The following is a 17,357-nucleotide window of genomic DNA, read 5'->3' as shown; positions in this document are numbered from 1 at the left end:
CACGGACCGACACCGCGCGGCAACGCTCAGGTCGAGCCGCCTCGCCCCGCACCGCCGACGGGGCACGCCCGCCACCTGAACCGAACCGGCCCGAGTGATACGCCGGTTCGGCGTCCACCCGGGCCAAGCTCCCTGACAGCGCGGGGAGTTGTGTTACAGAGGCCGGTCGTGCGCTCGCCCGGCGGCCTCCTGCGCGGCGGTCAGGTCGTCGACGGTCTGGGTCGTCGCGAGGAGTTCGGCCGCCACCGGCGCGAGTGCCTCGGGCGTGAGGAACCCCTCCGCGAGGGGCAGGCCGCCCGCTTCACGGACGGCTTCGCGCAGGTGCTTGGCCCAGAGGTGTTCCAGCAGGACGAACCCGGCCGCGGTGCCCGGAAGGAGTTCCTGGGTGAGACACCTGAGGTCGTCCGGTGTGAACCCGACGTCCTTCGGTGCGAGGCCGTCCGCCTCCTCCCCCACGCCTGCTTCCGCCCCCGTCGCCTCCTCGAAGCGCGGGGCCAGCCCCAGCAGCGCCTCGATCATCTCGCCCATGCCCTCGGCCAGGGAGTCCAGTCCGACGGTGTCCCCTTCGCCGTCCTTCTGCAGGAACAGCACGTCGAGGACACGGATCTGCCCGCTGCTCTCCAGCACACCCAGCTCTTCGAGGACACGGCCCTCGAACTGCGTGTCCGGACCGAACCCGAGGGTCACCAGTTGCACGGGCCCGAGTGTCGTCATGGCGTCTCTCTCCTCTCCCCCGCCCGGGACTCATCAAGCCCGATCGGCCGCGCCCGCGCCTCACCCTCCGGAGGTGAGCCCGCCCGGGCCGCCGAGGCGGGGGCCCGTGCTGCCGTACCAGTCGTGTACGACAGTGGTGCCGACGACGAGGTCCTGGAGGGAGGCGCCGCGTCGGCTGACCGGGATCCACAGCAGCCCCAGGGGCACGAGCGCGCACAGCACGGCACGCAGAAGGGCCCTGCCCGGGGACATCCGTCGCCCTGAACGGCCGGTCACCCGCAGGCCCATCATCTGGTCCCCGACCGTGCGACCGCCGAGGAACCAACTGCCCGCGAGATAGGCGACGAAGAGGACGTAACCGAGGACGGCGGTGACGACGGGATCGGGGTCGGGGAACGAGAAGGGAGGGCCCGTCAGCAGGAACCGCGCCGCGGCGTAGGCGAGTTCGAGGAAGAGCAGGAGCGCGAGCAGGACGAGGACGTCAACGGCGGCGGCCACCGTACGCGACACGATCCCGGCCGGCAGTCCCTGGACGACCGGCAGGCCACGCGGACGCGTCGACGCTGTCACAGCGCCTCCACCTGGGGGACGGGCCCGGCGGCGGGCCGGTCGGTGGAATCCGTGCCCGCTCTGCGCAGCAGCCGGTCCGCGATGCGCTGCACGAGCCGGTCGGCGCGCGCGTTCTGCTCCCGGAACGCGTCCAGCGTCTCCGCCGTGATGCTCCCACCCGTGTCCCGCACCACCCGGCCGATGTCCATTTCCTCCAGGACCAGTTCGGTGTACGTCACCAGGTCGACGCGGGCGAGGACCGCGTCGATGTCGATCCGGGAGGCGACACGATCGACGTCGAGCCGGTCGGCCACGGCGTCGAGGTCGATCTCGTCGAGTACGGCCGCCGCCAGCACCTGTACGAGTCTCCGGGCCGCCGACAGCGCCTCGTTCCGCGCCCGCAGGCGTTCGTCGGCGCCACGCGCGCTCCAGTGGGCCACACGACGGCCGACGGCCGCGGAGGCGCCGGACGGCACGAGACCGCGCACGGCCGCCCGGGTACGGGGCGCGGTCCGTTCCGCGGCGCCCAACAGCGCCGTGGACAGCCGGTGTTGGGCTTCCAGGGCGAGGCCGAGAACCGCGTCGGAAGCGGCCGCGGCGGTCGGGTGCCGTTCGCGTACCCGGACGCCTCCTGCCCTCGCCGCGGTCCGTACGGCCAGGTCGGTCAGGCCCAGCGCCAGCCGGGTGGCGTGCAGGAAGGTGCCGTCGGGCGACGGCTCGGGCGGGGTCGTGCTGTCGGGAACGCTCATCGCGCTCACCCCTCACCGAGTGCTGGCGTGGAGGCCCCGGCGGCCCACTCGGCTCCGGTGTGCCGGCGGAAGGCGGCCACTGCGGTCTCCACGGTGGGGTAGAAGTGGGCCGGATCGATGGTGCGGGTGAGTCCGTAACGCTCGATCTTCCGCCGCACCGGGTCCTTGAGTTCGGCGAAGACGAGATGCACGTGCCGGGCGTTGAGCGCCACGTCGAGATCGACCAGGACATCGGCGGCGGTGGTGTCCACGTCGGTCATGGGCTCCGCCGCGATCACGATCCAGCGCGGCGGCGGGCTGGTCGCGGACAGCCGGCGCACCTCGTCGCGGAAGGTCTTGGCGTTGGCGAAGAACAGCGGCGCGTCGAACCGGTAGATCACCAGGCCGGGCAGCCGTTCGGCCTCGGGATAGGAACGGATGTCGTGGTAGCCCTCGATGCCCGGGACCCTGCCCAGCACGGTGTCGTACGGCCACCAGGCGCGCCGGAAGACGTTGAGGACGGAGAGCGTGACGGCGATCGCGATGCCGGGCAGCACCCCGAGCAGGGCCACCCCGAGGAAGGCCGCGACCGACAGCAGGAACTCCACCCGCCGCTGCCGCCACAGCCGTACGGTGCCGGGAAGGTCGGCCAGCGAGAGCGACGCGGCGATGACCACGGCGGCGAGGGCGGGTTGGGGGAGGTTGCGGAAGAGGCCCGGTACCAGGACCAGCATGAGCACGATCAGGGTCGCTCCGACGACGCCGGTCAGCTGGCTCCTGGCGCCCGCGCGCTCGGCCACGGCCGTACGGGAGCCGCTCGCGCTGACGGGAAAGCCCTGGAAGAGCCCCGCCGCCAGGTTCGCGACCCCGACCGCCGCCATCTCCTGGTTGCCGCGGACCTCCTGACCGGTGCGGGCGGCGAACGCCGAGGAGTTGGAGATGGTGTCGGCGAGCGACACCACGGCGATGCCCAGCGCACCGCCGAACAGGGGCGCGAGGTCGTCGACCCTCACATGCGGCACCGTGAACGGCGGGAAGCCCTCCGGCAGCGGCCCGACGAGCCCGACGCCATGCTCACCGAGGCTGAAGACCGAGGACGCGAGGATCGCCAGCGCGACCATCACCAGGACCGCGGGGACCTTCGGGAGGAACCGCTGCAGTACGAGGATCAGCACCAGTCCGCTGATTCCGACGACGGCAGCGGCCGGTACCGTCGCCCCGTCGGCGAGCTTGCGCACCAGGCCGGCGCACTCCCCGATGAGATTGTCCGCCTCGACCTTGAAGCCCAGCAGCTTCGGCAGCTGACCGACGAGGATGGTCAGGGCCAGACCGTTCATGTAGCCGATCATCGTCGGCTTGGAGATCAGGTCGGCGATGAACCCGAGCCGCGCCACGGAGGCGAGGATCATGATTCCGGCCACCATGACGGCGAGCATCGACGCCAGGGCCACCGCCCGGTCCGGATCGCCGCCCGCCGCGACCAGGGGCAGGACGGCGGCGGCGATCATGGGTCCGAGCGAGGAGTCGGGGCCCAGCACCAGGATCCGGGAGGGACCGCACACCGCGTAACCGAGCAGGCAGAGGATCGTCGTGTACAGACCCGTGATGGGCGGCAGACCCGCGAGTTCGGCGTACGCCATGCCCTGCGGCACCAGCAGCGTCGTCAGGGCGGCCCCGGCGACCACGTCCTTGACCAGCCAGGGCCGCTGGTACTCCGACAGCGTTCGCACCCCGGGGACCGCCCGCAGCCGGTCCACCGCCCGGTGGGTGTCGCTGCCGGTGGTCACGGGCACTCCTTCCGGCGGGAGGCGTCATGCCCCGGTCGGCCGTACCCTCGCAGAATCGACCGTTCCGACGCCCCACGGCCTCACCCCCAGCGGGTGACCGGAGCTACGGAGGCCCGCTCAGTCCTCGTCGCCGCTCGGGATCACCACGAGGAACGCGTCGGACTTCAGGTCCATGACGACCGTCGCCGGTTCGCCCTCGGCGCGGCGCCTCGCCGCGTACTCCTCTGCCGGCCACGATCCGCGCGGAGCTCCCGCAGGAAACCGCTCCAACACCTTCGCGCCCATAGCAGCAGCACCTCCAGTTTCAACCTCGACTTCCGACAACGGCTGCGTAGTGTTCGCGTGCCCCCGATCGGCGCGGACATGTCCACCGTTCACGGACGGACCTGTCGCCAGGGCGTGAGCGCGGCCGACTGCGGAGGCGCTGCATCCGCGACGGCGGCGACAGTGGAAGTGATCTCAGGGAGGCAACCAACGCGGAGGGAGTGGAGCCGATGAACGCTGACGCGGACGCACCGGGTCTGACGTGCCTGGTCACGGGGGCGACGGGGTACATCGGCGGCAGGCTGGTGCCCGAGCTTCTCGCCGCCGGCCATCGCGTGCGCTGCCTGGCCCGATCGCCGGGCAAGCTGCGCGACCACCCCTGGGCCGGCCGGGTGGAAGCGGTGCGGGGCGACGTCACGGACGCCGACTCCATCGCCACGGCCGTGCGCGGAGTCGACGTGGCCTACTACCTGGTGCACGCCCTGGGCACGGGCGAGGACTTCGAGGAGACCGACCGCCGGGCCGCCCGCCTGTTCGGCGAGGCCGCCCGGGCCGCGGGCGTGCGGCGCATCGTCTATCTGGGCGGTCTGACGCCCTCGGGCGTCGCGGAGCAGGAGTTGTCGCCGCATCTGCGCTCCCGGGCCGAGGTGGGCCGGATCCTGCTGGACTCGGGCGTGCCCACCACCGTGCTGCGGGCGGCCGTCGTCATCGGCTCGGGCTCGGCCTCCTTCGAGATGCTGCGCTACCTCACCGAACGCCTGCCCGTGATGATCACTCCCAGCTGGGTGCGCACCCGGATCCAGCCGGTGGCCGTGCGCGACGTGCTGCGCCATCTCGTCGCCAGCGCCCGGATGCCGGACGACGTCAACCGCGCCTTCGACATCGGCGGTCCCGACGTGCTGACCTACCGGGAGATGATGCTGCGCTACGCGGCCGTGGCGGGCCTGCCCCGGCGCGTCATCGTGCCGCTGCCCGTCCTCACCCCCGGTCTGTCCAGTCACTGGGTCGGGCTGGTCACCCCGGTCCCGGCGGGGATCGCGCGACCGCTGACCGAGTCGCTGCGCCACGAAGTCGTCTGCCACGAGCGGGACATCGCCCGGTACGTTCCGGACCCTCCTGGGCATCCCATCGGTTTCGACGAAGCCGTACGGCTGGCCCTGCAGCGGGTCCGTGAGGCCAGGGTCGCCACCCGCTGGTCCTCGGCGTCGGTGCCCGGCGCGCCCAGCGACCCGCTGCCCACCGACCCCGACTGGGCGGGCGGCAGCCTGTACAGCGACGAGCGGGAGGTGCTCGTCGACGGCTCCGCGGAGGCCCTGTGGCGGGTGATCGAGGGCATCGGCGGTGACAACGGCTGGTACTCCTTCCCGCTCGCCTGGGCGGTGCGGGGCCGTCTGGACCGGCTCGTGGGCGGCGTGGGACTGCGCCGGGGGCGCCGTGACGCGGCCCGGCTGCGGGCCGGCGACTCGCTGGATTTCTGGCGCGTGGAGGAGATCGAGCCGGGCCGTCTGCTGCGGCTGCGCGCCGAGATGCGCCTGCCGGGGCTCGCCTGGCTGGAGATGCGCGTCGGGACATGTCCCGACGGCCGCACCCGCTACGTACAGCGGGCCCTGTTCCATCCGCACGGTCTGCTCGGGCACGCCTACTGGTGGAGCGTCTCCCCCTTCCACGCCGTCGTCTTCGGCGGCATGGCCCGCAACATCACCCTCGCGGCGGCCCGCGAGCCGCTCACCCCGGCGAGGGAACACGCACCCAGCGGTTGACGGCCGCATCCGACGTGTCCACAGCGTCGGAAGCAATTCACCGGAAGCCGTACACCCGCCCCCGGAGCACCACCATGAACGTCTCGATCGTCCTGTTCACCGCCGACCTCCGCCTGCACGACCACCCGCCTCTGCGGGCGGCGAACGAGTCCCGCGAGGTCGTCCCCCTCTTCGTCCGGGACAGGGGCGTGAGCGGCGCCGGGTTCGCCGCGCCCAACCGGCTCGCGTTCCTCGCCGACTGTCTGCGGGATCTCGACGTCGGGCTGCGCGAGCGCGGCGGCCGGCTGATCGTGCGCTGCGGTGACGTCGTCGAGGAGGTGTGCAAGGTGGCCGCCGAGACGGACGCCGACGAGGTGCACATGGCCGCCGACGTCAGCGCGTACGCGCACCGGCGCGAGCTGCGGCTGCGCCGGGCGCTGGAGGCGGAGGGGCGGCGGCTGCACGTCCACGACACCGTGACCACGGCCGTGAGGCCCGGCGCGCTGGTCCCGGCCTCCTCGGACCACTTCGCCGTCTTCACCCCGTACTACACGCAGTGGCGCGGGGTGCACCTGCGTGCGGCGCTGGCGGCGCCGCGTGCCCTCCGCGTCCCGGACGGCGTCGGTTCCGAGGAGCTTCCCTCGCGCACGCGCCTGCAAGGGCTCTCGGCGGGCCTGGCCGAGGGCGGGGAGACGGCGGGCCGGAGGCTGCTGGCCTCGTGGCTGCGGGCCGGAATCGCGTCGTACGAGGACCAGCACGACGACCTGGCGGGCGACGGCACGTCACGTCTCTCGCCACACCTCCACTTCGGCACGCTCTCCCCCGTCGAACTCGTCCACCGGGCACGCGCGGCGGGCGGCCCGGGCGCAGAGGCGTTCATACGGCAGCTCGCCTGGCGGGACTTCCACCGGCAGGTGCTGGCCGCGCGGCCCGCCGCCACCACCACCGACTACCGCACCAAGCGTGACCGCTGGCGCTCCGAGCGCACCGCCCGCGAGGACGTGCGGGCCTGGAAGGAGGGCCGCACGGGCTACCCAGTGATCGACGCGGCGATGCGGCAGTTGCGCCACGAGGGCTGGATGCACAACCGCGGACGGCTGCTGACCGCGAGCTTCCTCACCAAGACCCTGTACGTCGACTGGCGGGTCGGCGCCCGGCACTTCCTGGACCTCCTGGTCGACGGCGATGTGGCCAACAACCAGCTCAACTGGCAGTGGATGGCGGGCACCGGCACCGACAGCCGCCCCAACCGGGTCCTCAACCCCGTCACCCAGGCCAGGCGCTACGACCCCGATGGGGCGTACGTCCGCCGCTGGGTCCCCGAGCTCGCCGCTGTCGAGGGCCCCGCGGTCCATGAGCCGTGGAAACTCCAGGGCCTGGACCGCGCCGCCATCGCCGACTACCCGGATCGCGTGGTGGAGCTCTCCGCCGGTCTCGCCCGCTTCAGGCAGGGGCGCGGCGGCGACTGAGCGCTGTCTACCGCGGTGATGCGGTGCGGTGTGTGCCGGAGAGGACGACGAGGGCGTCCTCGAGGCTGGGGGGCCTGAGCATGCCGTGGGCCGACCGGCCGGACCAGCCGGGTCCGCCGAGTACGACCACGGGCCGGCGGCGTGCGCCCTGCATCCCCCACTGGGTGCCGGCCAGATGACCGGCCAACGGCGCACTCGCGGTGGAGCGCGCCTGTGCCCACAGCACCACGGCCGACGGTCCCAGGCGCTGCACCGCCGCCGCGAGCGCCTCCGCCGGTACGGCGGCGCCGAACATCCGGGTGGGCACGTCGAGTTCGCCCAGCGCGGCGTTGAGCGCCTCGATCGGCAGGGTGTGCTGTTCGCCGGGTACGCAGGCCAGCAGCACGGGGCCGGTGACCGCGGCCTCGGTGCCTGGTGTGGGGCGCCGGGTACTGCGCCGCAGGACGGTGGAGACGTGCCAGGAGAGCAGGTGCTCGACCTCCACGTAGCGGTCGCCGGACGACGCCCACTTGCGGCCCACGGCGTGCAGGGTCGGCACCATCACCTCCTGCCATGCGACGACGATTCCGTGCCGTGCCACGGCCTCGGTCAGCTGCTCCTCGACGGCCGGGGCGTCCAGGCGTACGGCGGCGCGGGCCAGCCCCCGGCACTCCAGACGCACGTCCCCGAGGGGCAGCGAGCCGGCGGCCTTCGAGCGCTCCGGTGCCGCCGGCTCCACGGGTGTGCCCGGGGGCGCGTCGGCCGTCTTCTTGGCGGCGCGCGCGGCCTCGGCGGGCGGTACCCCCGACGAGGTCAGCCGGCACATCGCCTCGAGCACCGCGACGTCCCGGGGGCTCCACCGCCGGTGCCGCCCGTCCGCCCGGACCTCGGGGCCGATGCCGTAGCGCCGGTCCCAGGAGCGCAGCGTGGTCGGCGACACGCCCAGCCGACGGGCCAGTGAACCGGTCGTCAGGGAAACGGGAGCCTGGCTCATGACAGGACTATACGAGGCAGAAACGGCGGCCAGATCTTCCTGCTGCCGCCCTTCTCCGCGATCGCCCTGGCCGGCGGCCCGGTGCTGTGCGCCCCGCGCCCCGCGCACCGACCTCCGGCGGATGGCGCTGGTGCTGTGGGGCGGCTGGACGCTGCTGCACTACGTGATCTTCGCGACCGCCCGGGGCACCATGCACCCCTACCACACCACCGCGCTCGCCCCGGGCATCGCGGCGCTGTGCGGTGGCGGTGGCGGTGGCGGTGGCGGTGGCGGTGGCGGTGGCGTAATGCTGCTGGACGCCTTCCTGCGCGACAGGCGCTGGGTGTGGGTCCTCCCGGCCGCCTTCGGTATCACCGGCATCTGGGCCATCGCCCTGCTGCGCCGCGCCTCCGGCTCGCGAGTTCCCGGCCTCGTGGCATCTCAGGTCACCGGGCCGGTGTCCGGCCGGGCCGTGTGGTGCGGGTGGCCGTCGGTGCGGCGCTTCTCCTTCAGCTCGGCCTCGAAGAGATGGTCCTTGCCGTCGGCCAGCTCTTCGCGCGCCTGGGACTCGATGGCCTTGAAGGGCTCGTAGTAGGTCGTGTTGTATGCCTCGACGACCTGGAACGTCCAGTGGTCCGGGATCACGTTGCGCCCCAGGACCTCCCGCTGCACGCGTTCCGCCCACTCACCGTGTCCCGCCTCGCGCAGCAGCTTCACGGCTCGGTCCAGTTCGAAGTCGGCACCACCGGTCAGCTGGTGGAAGGCGTACAGGTGGCCGCGTGCTCGCTCGGTGGTCTCCAGTGCTTTCGACAGGGCGCCCAGGGCGTCCACCGTGGTGTCGGAGACGCCGTCGGGGCGCCGGTGGGCCTGGTCAGGGCCGTCGGTGTGCTGGTTCATACGCCTATGTGTGTCCCGGTCCGCGGCTTTTCCACCCGCGCCCGGTATGTTCTGGGCGCGAGCGCCTGCGTCGAAGGAGATCCACACGTCCGGCGGCAGGTCGGGGCGGTCCGGGACCGGGCGGGTCTCCTCGGTCCAGGCGCCCGGGGCGAGTGCGGAGGCGACGCGGCGCCAGAAGCGGACGGCGGGCTCGTTCTCGTACTGGAAGGCGATCTCCCACGGGCCCGGGTGGCGCTGTACGACCTCGCGGACCGTGCGGGTCCCGATGCCCTCGCGGCGCGCGCCGCGTACCACGAAGAAGCTGTTCAGCACGCGTGTCGGCGCGTTCAGCCCGCGGACGAACGCGAACCCCACGGGCCGTTCCCCACGCAGGAAGAGGTACGGCGCCCAGCCCTCCTCGGTGAAGGCGGCGTCGACCCGCTCGCTGCGGAACGTCCCGTCGGGGTGGGGCAGGACGCCCATGAATCCGGACAGGTCATGACGGAACATCAGCCACAACCGCTCGACGGTGGGGCGGTCCTCGGCGGTGGCGGGGCGGACGGACACGTCTGGCACGGGGGTCCTGCCTTTCAGCGGGCATGGGAAAAGCCTCCCCGGGCGGATGGTGGTCCGCCCGGGGAGGCTTCACGGATGACGAGACTCTAGCTCAGGCGCGGCAGGGGCACCGGGCCTTTTTCAGGTGGCCGCCGGCTCCGGTTCCGGCGGGGTCAGATACTCCTCGGAGATCTCCTTCGGGCCGAACGGCCACACCTTCTCGAAGCGCGCCCACAACACGTACGCGAGACAGCCGAGGGCCAGCCAGGCCAGCGACCACTCGATGGGATGGCGGCCGGGCGAGTTCTTGTCGGCGTATCCGTAGATCACGCACCAGCCGACGAAGGCGACGATGCTCGGCACCGGGTACAGCCACATGCGGTACGGCCGCTTCAGCGTCGGCTGCCGCTTGCGCAGCACCGTCAGGGCGATGATCTGGGCGAGCGCCTGGACGATGACCATCACCGTGGTCAGCAGCTGGATCAGGGTCGCGAGGTCGGTGTGCCGGCCGATGAGGAAGCCGATCGCCGTGAACACACCCATGGTCGCCAGACCCAGCATCGGGAAGCGGTGCTTGGGGTGCAGCTTGGCGTAGGGGCGGAAGAAGACACGCTCACGGGCCGCGTCGTAGGGAACCCGTGAGCCGCCGAGCAGGCCGGTGAAGACGGAGGCGAAGGCCGTGATCAGGATGAGCACGGTGACCGTGTCGGCGGCCGCCTTGCCCCAGGTCTTCTCCAGCACCGCCGAGGCCACCGAGGTGGAGGCGATGTCCTTGGCGTCCGTCATCCGGTGCCAGTCGATCACACCCAGCGTGCCGATCTGCAGCAGCAGGTAGATCGTCATGATGCCGAGGATGGCGTAGATGATCGAGCGGGGCAGGACCCGGCCGGGGTCCTTGATCTCGGCGCCCATGTAGGCGGTGGTGTTGTAGCCGAGGTAGTCGTAGATGCCGATGGTCAGACCGGCCGCGAAGCCGATCCAGAAGTGGTTGCTGCCCAGGTCGAAGGCGTGGGCGGGATAGGTGAAGGCGAGGTGCGCGCTGAAGTCGGTCGCCGCGGCGAGGATCACCAGCACCACGGAGGCGATCATGACCGCCCACATCACCGCGGTGATCCGGGCGATGTTCTCGATGCCCCGCCACAGCAGGACGACCACGAGCACGATGAAGCCGAGACCGATCAGGTCGCCCTGGGTCTTGGTCAGGTCCGGGGCGAGATAGCCCAGGTACTGGACGAAGCCGACCACGCCGGTCGACATGATCAGCGGGATGAAGAGCATCGCCGTCCAGACGAACAGGAACGGCATCAGCCGGCCCGTGCGGTACTGGAAGGCCTGGCGCAGATAGACGTAACTGCCGCCGGAACCGGGCATCGCGGCGCCCAGTTCGGCCCACACCAGCCCGTCGGCGAGGGCGAGGACCGCGCCCGCGACGAACCCGATCACCGCCTGTGGACCGCCGAAGGCGGCGACCATCAGCGGGATCGTGACGAACGGGCCGATGCCGCACATCTGGCTCATGTTGATGGCGGTGGCCTGGAACAGGCCTACGCGACGGACGAAACCACCATTGGGTGGCGGACTACCGGACATGGGGACTCCCGAGGCACCGGGCGCTGGGCAGCCCAAGGCTGGCCCGGCGAGGCTGACTGGCCGATAAAGTTAAGGAGCCTTACTTGATGCGTCAAGAGGCCCCAACAGATAAGTGAGAATGGTGCGATGCCCGCCAGTGACGCCCCAGACCAGCAGGAACAGCCCTGGAACCGACGGCGGCTGCGCAGCACCAACGAGCGCCTGCTGCTCGACCGGCTGCGGGCCGCGGGGGCGGCCTCTCGCGCCCAGCTCGCGCGGGAGACGGGTCTGTCCAAGCCGACGGTGTCCAGCGCCCTCGCCTCTCTGGCAGCGGCGGGACTCGTCCACGAGGTGGGTACCCAGGCACCGGAAAGAGGCCGCGTCGCCGTTCTGTACGCACCCGACCCGGCGGCCGGGTACGCGCTCGGCATCGACGTCGGCCGCAGCTGGCTGCGCGTCGCGGTCGCCGACCTGGACGGCTCCGTGGTCGCCCGCTCCGAGGTGCGCAACCGGGCCCGCAGCTCCCGGGCGATGGCCGACCTGGTGGTGACGACGGCCCGCCAGGTGGTCGCCGGTTCCGGGGTGGCGCCGGACGAGGTGGTGCACGCGGTGGTGGGCACGCCGGGGGTGTACGACGAGAAGCAGCACCGGGTGCGGTACGCGATGCATCTGCCCGGCTGGGGGCGCGCCGGGCTCTTCGACCGGATGCGGGAGGAGCTGGGCGTGCCGCTGGAGGTGCACAACGACGCCAATCTGGCCGCGCTCGGCGAGTACACCTACGGCGTCGGCGCGGGCAGCAGGCTGTTCGCGTACATCCTGATCGGCACCGGGCTCGGTATGGGCGTGGTCAGCGACGGGCGGCTGTTCACCGGGGCGCACGGGCTGGCCGGGGAGATCGGGTTCCTGCCGTGGCCGGGGCAGCAGAAGCCGGAACGGCTGGAGGACGCGGTGTCGGGGGAGGCCGTGGTGGAGGCGGCGCGCCGGTTCGGGATGAGCGGGCAGCTCACCGCGAAGGCCGTGTTCGACGCGGCCCGGCGGGGGGACGAGGCGGCGGTGCGGGCGGTGCGGCTGGAGGGCGAGCGGATCGCGCACACGGTCGCGGCCGCGGCGGCCGTGCTCGACCCCGATCTCGTGGTGCTCGGCGGCGGAGTCGGCCACAGCGTGGACCTGCTGCTCAAGCCGGTGCGGGATCATCTGCGGACGCTGACCCCGCTGCGGCCGAGGATCGCGCCCAGCCGGCTCGGCGAGGACGCGGTGCTGCTGGGCGCGGTGGCGACGGCGCTCGGGACGGCCCGGGACGTGGTGTTCGAGCGCCGTTCGGCGGCGTCCTGAGCAACTCGCGCGGGCCACACGGTGATTGACACGGCCCACGAGGCGCCTTAGCGTGACCCGCGTTAGTAAAGTTTCCTAACTTTACGAAGGGGCTGGAGACTCCGTGAACAGACACCGTCTCGCCACGGCCGCCGTAGTCCTGGGTCTGCTGGGTCCTCTGACGACCAGCGCCTGGGCCGACCCCCACCACCGGGCCGCCCCACCGGGTCGGCTCACCCGGGTCCCGTCCGCCGCGGGCAGTACGACCGCGCTGTCCGGCTACGCGATCCAGTCGACGGCGAAGGTCTCCGACCCGGCGGCCGACGTCTCCTCCCCCGGCTATCCGGCGAGCGGCTGGTATCCGGCCGGCCCCCGCTCCACGGTCCTCGCGGCCCTGCTCGCCGACGGCGTCCACGCCGACCCCTTCTACTCGACCAACCAGCAGAAGATCCCCAAGGCCGACTTCCAGGTCCCCTGGTGGTACCGCTCCGACTTCACGGTCGCCGACACCGCCGAGCGCACCTACCTCGACTTCAGCGGGGTGATCTCGGCGGCCGACGTCTACGTCAACGGCAAGCAGGTCGCCACCACGAAGGACGTCACCGGCGCCTACACCGACCACGAACTGGACGTCACCTCGCTGGTCCGTCAGGGCACGAACACCGTGGCGTTCCGGATCCAGCCCAACGACCCGAACAAGAACCTCACCATGGGCTGGATCGACTGGCTGCAGCCGCCGCCCGACGAGAACATGGGCATCGTCCGTGACGTCGTCGTCCGGCGCGGCGGCCCGGTCGCCCTGCGGGACGCCCACGTGGTGACGAAGCTGGACGTCCCCTCGCTCGCCTCGGCCGACCTCACCGTCAGGGCGCAGGCCCGCAACGACTCCGACGCGCCCGTGACGGCCACGGTCTCCGGCAGCATCGGTCCGACGACGTTCACCCGACCCGTCTCCCTCGCCGCGCACGAGACGAAGACCGTCACCTTCACCCCGTCCGACGTGCCCGGCCTCCACCTCACCTCCCCGAAGGTCTGGTGGCCGGCCGGCATGGGCGGCCAGCCCCTGTACGACCTGAACCTCACCGCGTCCGTCTCCGGCACCCCCTCCGACACCGCGCACCAGAGCTTCGGCATCCGTGACGTCCAGGCGCCCCTGAATCCGGACGGCGCCCGGCAGTACCGCGTCAACGGCCGCAAGCTGCTGATCAAGGGCGGCGGCTGGTCGCCGGACGAGTTCCTGCGCTGGGACCGGACGTACGTCGAGGACCGGCTGAAGTACGCCCTCGACCTGGGCCTCAACACCATCCGCCTCGAAGGCCACCTCGAACCCGACGAGTTCTTCGACCTCGCCGACCGCTACGGCATCCTGACGCTGCCGGGCTGGGAGTGCTGCGACAAGTGGGAGGGCCAGGTCAACGGGGGCGAGTCCGGCGACAAGTGGACGGCCGCCGACTACCCGGTCGCGCAGGCGTCGATGGCCGCCGAGGCCGCCCGGCTGCGCGACCACCCGAGCGTGATCTCCTTCCTCATCGGCAGCGACTTCGCCCCTGACGCGACGATCGAGAAGAACTACCTCGACGCCCTGAAGGCCGCCGACTGGAACGCCCCCGTCGTGGCCGCCGCCTCCGACAACTCCTCACCGCAGCTGGGCAGTTCGGGCATGAAGATGACCGGCCCCTACGACTGGATCCCGCCCGGCTACTGGTACGCCAAGCGCGAGGGCGGCGCCACCGGCTTCAACTCCGAGACCAGCGCGGGCCCCGACATCCCCACCCTCGACACGCTGCGCCGCATGATGACCCCGGCCGAACTCGACACCCTGTGGAAGGACCCGGGCGCCAAGCAGTACCACCGCTCGCCGTCGTCCACCTTCGGCACCCTCAAGCTCTACGACAACGCCCTCACCGGCCGCTACGGCGCCCCGACCAGCCTCACCGACTACGTCAGGAAGGCCCAGCTCGCGCAGTACGAGAACGTCCGGGCGCAGTTCGAGGCGTACGGGCGCAACGCCACCGACGCCTCCAAGCCCTCGACGGGCGTCGTCTACTGGATGTTCAACAGCGGCTGGACCTCGCTGCACTGGCAGCTGATGGACCGTTACCTCGACCAGGGCGGCGCCTACTTCGGGGCCAAGAAGGCGAACGAGCCGCTGCACGTCCAGTACAGCTACGACGACCGCTCGGTGGCCGTCGTCGACAACCGGCACACGGCGGCCTCCGGGCTCACCGTCCGGGCCACGCTGTTCAACCCCGACGGCACGCAGAAGTACGACAAGACGGTCACCGGTGTGAAGGTCAACGGCGACGGCGCGCACGCCTCGCCCCTCACGCTGCCCTCGTCGGTGAGCGGAGTGGCGACGACGTATCTGCTGCGGCTGACCCTGACCGACGGCTCCGGCAAGGAGGTCAGCCGGAACGTCTACTGGCTGTCCACCAAGCCCGACACGCTCGACTGGGCCAACACCGACTGGTACTACACGCCGACGACCAGCTACGCCGACCTGAAGGGGCTGACCTCGATGGCGCAGGTGCCGGTGTCGGCCACCGCCTCGACGGTCTCCACCGGCGGCACGTCCACGACGACGGTCACCCTGCGCAACACCGGCAGCGGCAAGACGCCGTCGCTGCTGACCGACGTCCATCTCGTGGACGGGCACGGGCAGCCGGTGCTCCCCGTGCAGTGGAGCGACGACGACGTGAGTCTGTGGCCCGGCGAGTCGGTGACGCTGACCGCCACCTACCGGACGGCTGATCTGCGCGGTTCGGCGCCGAGTGTGCGGGTCTCCGGCTGGAACACGCCGGAGCGGACCGTCCCCGCGCAGTGACGGTGTGGGGCCCGGCGGGAAAGCCGGGCCCCACCGGGGTCAGCTGACGTTGAGCGCCGTGTCGTCGACGACGAAGGACGTCTGCAGGGTGGAGCCCTCGGTGCCGGTGAACTTCAGGGTGACGGTCTGGCCGGCGTAGCTCGCCAGACTGAAGCTGCGCTGGGTGTAGCCGCCGGCGGCGTTGAGGTTGGAGTAGGTGGCCAGGGTGCTCAGGACCGTCCCGGAGCTGCTCAGGACCTGGACCTTCAGCGTGTCGTACGCCGTGCTGGTGCTGGTCTCCGCCGTGTCGACGTGCAGATAGAAGCTGAGTGCGGCGGTGGTGCAGCCGGAGGGGATGGTCACCGTCTGGGAGAGGGTGTCGGTGGTGGCCTTGCCGTATCCGTCCAACCAGGCGTAGTACGAGCCCGTACGGGCCGACTCGCCGCTGGAGTTGGTGATCACTCCGCTGGACGCGCTCCAGGTGGTGTTCCCGGACTCGAAGCCGTTGTTGCCCAGCAGCTGGGCCGCGGTGCAGGTGCCGGTGCCCCCGCCGCCTCCGCCGCCACTACTGCTGCCGTCCCCGGCCAGCCACGCGGTGGCGTTCAGGGCGAGGGCGGCGTTGGTGGCGCCGGAGTCGTTCCAGCCGTCGTAGAGGGTGTTGCCGGACTGGCCGGTGCCGTCGTCGATGGGCGAGCTGTCGCCCCAGAAGGCGACGCGGCCGCTGCCGAAGGCGGACGTCAGGAAGAAGGCGCCGGTGTTGCCGGAGTAGCCGGAGCGGTAGACCAGGCCCTTGACGGAGGAGTTGTCGGACGGCTTGAGGGTGGCCGTCGTGCCGTCGGCGATGAGGCTCTTGGTGACGGTGCCGAAGGAGCCGTGCAGCACCGGGTCACTGCTGTCGCTGATCGCGGCCGGGTAGCCCGAGCTGATGTCCAGCGAGTCGATGGAGAAGCCGAACGGGTCGGTGGAGTCGACGCTGTTGTTGGTCATCAGGTCGTTGAGGATCTCGACCGCGTCCTCGCCGTCGTTGTTGCGGTCGGCGCCGGTGTGGTCGGAGATCATGAACAGGCCGCCGCCGTTCTTCACGAAGTTCATGATCGCCGTCTTCTCGGCGGACGTGAACAGCGTGTTCGGCTCCGGCAGGACCAGGGTGTCGAAGTTCGACAGGTCCGTGGACGACGAGCCGCCGTAGGTGAGGGCGCTGGTGGCGGTCTTCAGGCTGTAGTTGCCGGTCTTCTGCAGGGCGACACCCCACGACGACAACGCACCGGTCCAGTCCGTCTCCGCGGACGGGGAGGAGTCCTGGGCGAGCGGGTCGGGCTTGCTGGTCGAGATGATCCAGTCGGCGTTGCCGGCTTCCTCGGCGTGGCCGTCGTCGAACAGGACGCGGTGCGTGGTGGCCGCGTGAGCGGGCGTGGCCGGGGCGGCGACCTGGAAGGCGGCCCCGGTGACGAGCAGCCCGAGGCCGGCCAGGGCGGTGGTGAGTCCGCGGCGGGATCTTCTGGATCGGAGCATCCGTCGAACCTCCGTGAGGGGGTGGGGTAGAGGCGGTGCGGGCGCCAATCTGCGCGCGTAGATGGGGGGTTCAGACTTCTACACGCGTTGAACGCTTGAAAGGTACATGGCATGGCGGCCGCGTGAACAGAAAGTCCCGGCAATAACAGGGTCGGACTGCCTCCGCATTCTGCGGGCAGAGAGAAAGAGCGGGGGTACGGACGAAGAGGGGCGGAGATGGAGATCTCGGGCATCATCAGTGCCATTCTCATCGGCATCATCATCGGCGTGCTGGGTCGCCTCGTGGTTCCCGGCCGCCAGCGCATCGGCATCCTGTGGACGATCCTCGTCGGCATCGTGGCCGCGCTGATCGGCTCGGCGATCGCCGCCGGACTCGGGGTCCAGGACACCAAGGGAGTCGACTGGATCGAGTGGCTGATCCAGATCGGCCTGGCCGCGGTCGGCGTGGCCGCGCTGGACCGCGCGAAGGCGCACCGCTGACGGTGGCGGGGCGGCCATAGACGACCGCACGGGTCCGGACGGGGCGTGC

14 protein-coding genes and 2 pseudogenes are annotated in these 17,357 nt (G+C 71.5%); 6 read left to right on the top strand and 10 right to left on the bottom strand.

Translation table 11 applies throughout. The features are described from left to right. Nucleotides 1-153: 153 nt before the first annotated feature. The 5 genes from ABZ453_RS21430 to ABZ453_RS21410 all read right to left on the bottom strand — a co-directional run bounded on the left by ABZ453_RS21430 (nucleotide 154) and on the right by ABZ453_RS21410 (nucleotide 4,063). Nucleotides 154-714: a DUF1269 domain-containing protein gene (locus ABZ453_RS21430; protein WP_359016582.1), complete on the bottom strand. Its 561-nt coding sequence runs from the start codon at nucleotides 712-714 to the stop codon at nucleotides 154-156. 60 nt (nucleotides 715-774) lie between these two features. Continuing rightward, a complete protein-coding gene (locus ABZ453_RS21425) occupies nucleotides 775-1,284 on the bottom strand; it encodes an RDD family protein (RefSeq protein ID WP_359016580.1) in 510 nt (169 codons plus the stop codon). Beyond that, nucleotides 1,281-2,012 (bottom strand): hypothetical protein, encoded by a 732-nt coding sequence (locus tag ABZ453_RS21420; protein ID WP_359016578.1) that lies wholly within the window; start codon nucleotides 2,010-2,012, stop codon nucleotides 1,281-1,283. Before ABZ453_RS21420 ends, ABZ453_RS21425 begins: the two co-directional genes overlap by 4 nt. Nucleotides 2,013-2,017: 5 nt before the next feature. Further along, a complete protein-coding gene (gene sulP, locus ABZ453_RS21415) occupies nucleotides 2,018-3,778 on the bottom strand; it encodes a sulfate permease (protein WP_359016576.1) in 1,761 nt (586 codons plus the stop codon). 117 nt (nucleotides 3,779-3,895) lie between these two features. Further along, nucleotides 3,896-4,063, bottom strand: coding sequence for a hypothetical protein (locus ABZ453_RS21410; protein WP_165955108.1), 168 nt, complete (start codon nucleotides 4,061-4,063; stop codon nucleotides 3,896-3,898). Between the two features lie 209 nt (nucleotides 4,064-4,272). Between ABZ453_RS21410 and ABZ453_RS21405 the strand changes: the two genes are divergently transcribed. After that, complete coding sequence (locus ABZ453_RS21405) at nucleotides 4,273-5,802, top strand: SDR family oxidoreductase (protein ID WP_359016573.1); 1,530 nt, start codon at nucleotides 4,273-4,275, stop codon at nucleotides 5,800-5,802. 74 nt (nucleotides 5,803-5,876) lie between these two features. Further along, entirely contained in the window at nucleotides 5,877-7,250 is a 1,374-nt protein-coding gene (locus ABZ453_RS21400; protein ID WP_359016572.1) for a deoxyribodipyrimidine photo-lyase, read from the top strand. Nucleotides 7,251-7,257: 7 nt separating this feature from the next. Here ABZ453_RS21400 and ABZ453_RS21395 read toward each other — a convergent pair whose 3' ends face one another. Next, a complete protein-coding gene (locus ABZ453_RS21395; RefSeq protein ID WP_359016570.1) occupies nucleotides 7,258-8,223 on the bottom strand; it encodes a MerR family transcriptional regulator in 966 nt (321 codons plus the stop codon). Between the two features lie 24 nt (nucleotides 8,224-8,247). Here ABZ453_RS21395 and ABZ453_RS21390 point away from each other — a divergent pair. Continuing rightward, nucleotides 8,248-8,617 (top strand): annotated as a pseudogene (locus tag ABZ453_RS21390) (hypothetical protein); the annotation flags it as partial. Nucleotides 8,618-8,643: 26 nt separating this feature from the next. Here the strand turns inward: ABZ453_RS21390 and ABZ453_RS21385 are convergent. The 3 genes and pseudogenes from ABZ453_RS21385 to ABZ453_RS21375 form a co-directional block, all read right to left on the bottom strand. Then, nucleotides 8,644-9,099 (bottom strand): hypothetical protein, encoded by a 456-nt coding sequence (locus ABZ453_RS21385; RefSeq protein ID WP_359016818.1) that lies wholly within the window; start codon nucleotides 9,097-9,099, stop codon nucleotides 8,644-8,646. Nucleotides 9,100-9,171: 72 nt separating this feature from the next. Further along, nucleotides 9,172-9,654: pseudogene (locus ABZ453_RS21380) on the bottom strand (GNAT family N-acetyltransferase); the annotation flags it as partial. Nucleotides 9,655-9,774: 120 nt separating this feature from the next. Then, nucleotides 9,775-11,223: an APC family permease gene (locus ABZ453_RS21375; protein ID WP_359016568.1), complete on the bottom strand. Its 1,449-nt coding sequence runs from the start codon at nucleotides 11,221-11,223 to the stop codon at nucleotides 9,775-9,777. A 126-nt stretch (nucleotides 11,224-11,349) separates the two neighbouring features. Between ABZ453_RS21375 and ABZ453_RS21370 the strand changes: the two genes are divergently transcribed. Beyond that, a complete protein-coding gene (locus tag ABZ453_RS21370; RefSeq protein WP_359016566.1) occupies nucleotides 11,350-12,534 on the top strand; it encodes an ROK family protein in 1,185 nt (394 codons plus the stop codon). Between the two features lie 103 nt (nucleotides 12,535-12,637). Next, nucleotides 12,638-15,337: a sugar-binding domain-containing protein gene (locus tag ABZ453_RS21365; protein WP_359016564.1), complete on the top strand. Its 2,700-nt coding sequence runs from the start codon at nucleotides 12,638-12,640 to the stop codon at nucleotides 15,335-15,337. A gap of 39 nt (nucleotides 15,338-15,376) precedes the next feature. On the opposite strand, the gene ABZ453_RS21360 is transcribed toward ABZ453_RS21365, so the two are convergent. Next, entirely contained in the window at nucleotides 15,377-16,828 is a 1,452-nt protein-coding gene (locus tag ABZ453_RS21360) for a hydrolase (protein WP_359016562.1), read from the bottom strand. A 216-nt stretch (nucleotides 16,829-17,044) separates the two neighbouring features. Here ABZ453_RS21360 and ABZ453_RS21355 point away from each other — a divergent pair, with 216 nt between their 5' ends. Then, nucleotides 17,045-17,308 carry a GlsB/YeaQ/YmgE family stress response membrane protein gene (locus tag ABZ453_RS21355; RefSeq protein WP_359016560.1) on the top strand — a complete coding sequence of 88 codons (264 nt, stop codon included), beginning with the start codon at nucleotides 17,045-17,047 and terminating at the stop codon, nucleotides 17,306-17,308. Nucleotides 17,309-17,357: the final 49 nt, after the last annotated feature.

This window comes from Streptomyces sp. NPDC005799 (assembly GCF_040630525.1).
GTDB classification, from domain to species: domain Bacteria; phylum Actinomycetota; class Actinomycetes; order Streptomycetales; family Streptomycetaceae; genus Streptomyces; species Streptomyces griseorubiginosus_B.
This window is presented reverse-complemented; position numbering and strand designations above follow the sequence as displayed.

What these genes read in the sequence shown, in the direction of transcription:
- ABZ453_RS21395 (WP_359016570.1), bottom strand. Translation starts at nt 8,223, where the DNA reads ATGAGCCAGGCTCCCGTTTCCCTGACGACCGGTTCACTGGCCCGTCGG.
- ABZ453_RS21360 (WP_359016562.1), bottom strand. Translation starts at nt 16,828, where the DNA reads ATGCTCCGATCCAGAAGATCCCGCCGCGGACTCACCACCGCCCTGGCC.
- ABZ453_RS21370 (WP_359016566.1), top strand. Translation starts at nt 11,350, where the DNA reads ATGCCCGCCAGTGACGCCCCAGACCAGCAGGAACAGCCCTGGAACCGA.
- ABZ453_RS21385 (WP_359016818.1), bottom strand. Translation starts at nt 9,099, where the DNA reads ATGAACCAGCACACCGACGGCCCTGACCAGGCCCACCGGCGCCCCGAC.
- ABZ453_RS21405 (WP_359016573.1), top strand. Translation starts at nt 4,273, where the DNA reads ATGAACGCTGACGCGGACGCACCGGGTCTGACGTGCCTGGTCACGGGG.
- ABZ453_RS21375 (WP_359016568.1), bottom strand. Translation starts at nt 11,223, where the DNA reads ATGTCCGGTAGTCCGCCACCCAATGGTGGTTTCGTCCGTCGCGTAGGC.
- ABZ453_RS21410 (WP_165955108.1), bottom strand. Translation starts at nt 4,063, where the DNA reads ATGGGCGCGAAGGTGTTGGAGCGGTTTCCTGCGGGAGCTCCGCGCGGA.
- ABZ453_RS21355 (WP_359016560.1), top strand. Translation starts at nt 17,045, where the DNA reads ATGGAGATCTCGGGCATCATCAGTGCCATTCTCATCGGCATCATCATC.
- ABZ453_RS21430 (WP_359016582.1), bottom strand. Translation starts at nt 714, where the DNA reads ATGACGACACTCGGGCCCGTGCAACTGGTGACCCTCGGGTTCGGTCCG.
- ABZ453_RS21400 (WP_359016572.1), top strand. Translation starts at nt 5,877, where the DNA reads ATGAACGTCTCGATCGTCCTGTTCACCGCCGACCTCCGCCTGCACGAC.
- ABZ453_RS21420 (WP_359016578.1), bottom strand. Translation starts at nt 2,012, where the DNA reads ATGAGCGTTCCCGACAGCACGACCCCGCCCGAGCCGTCGCCCGACGGC.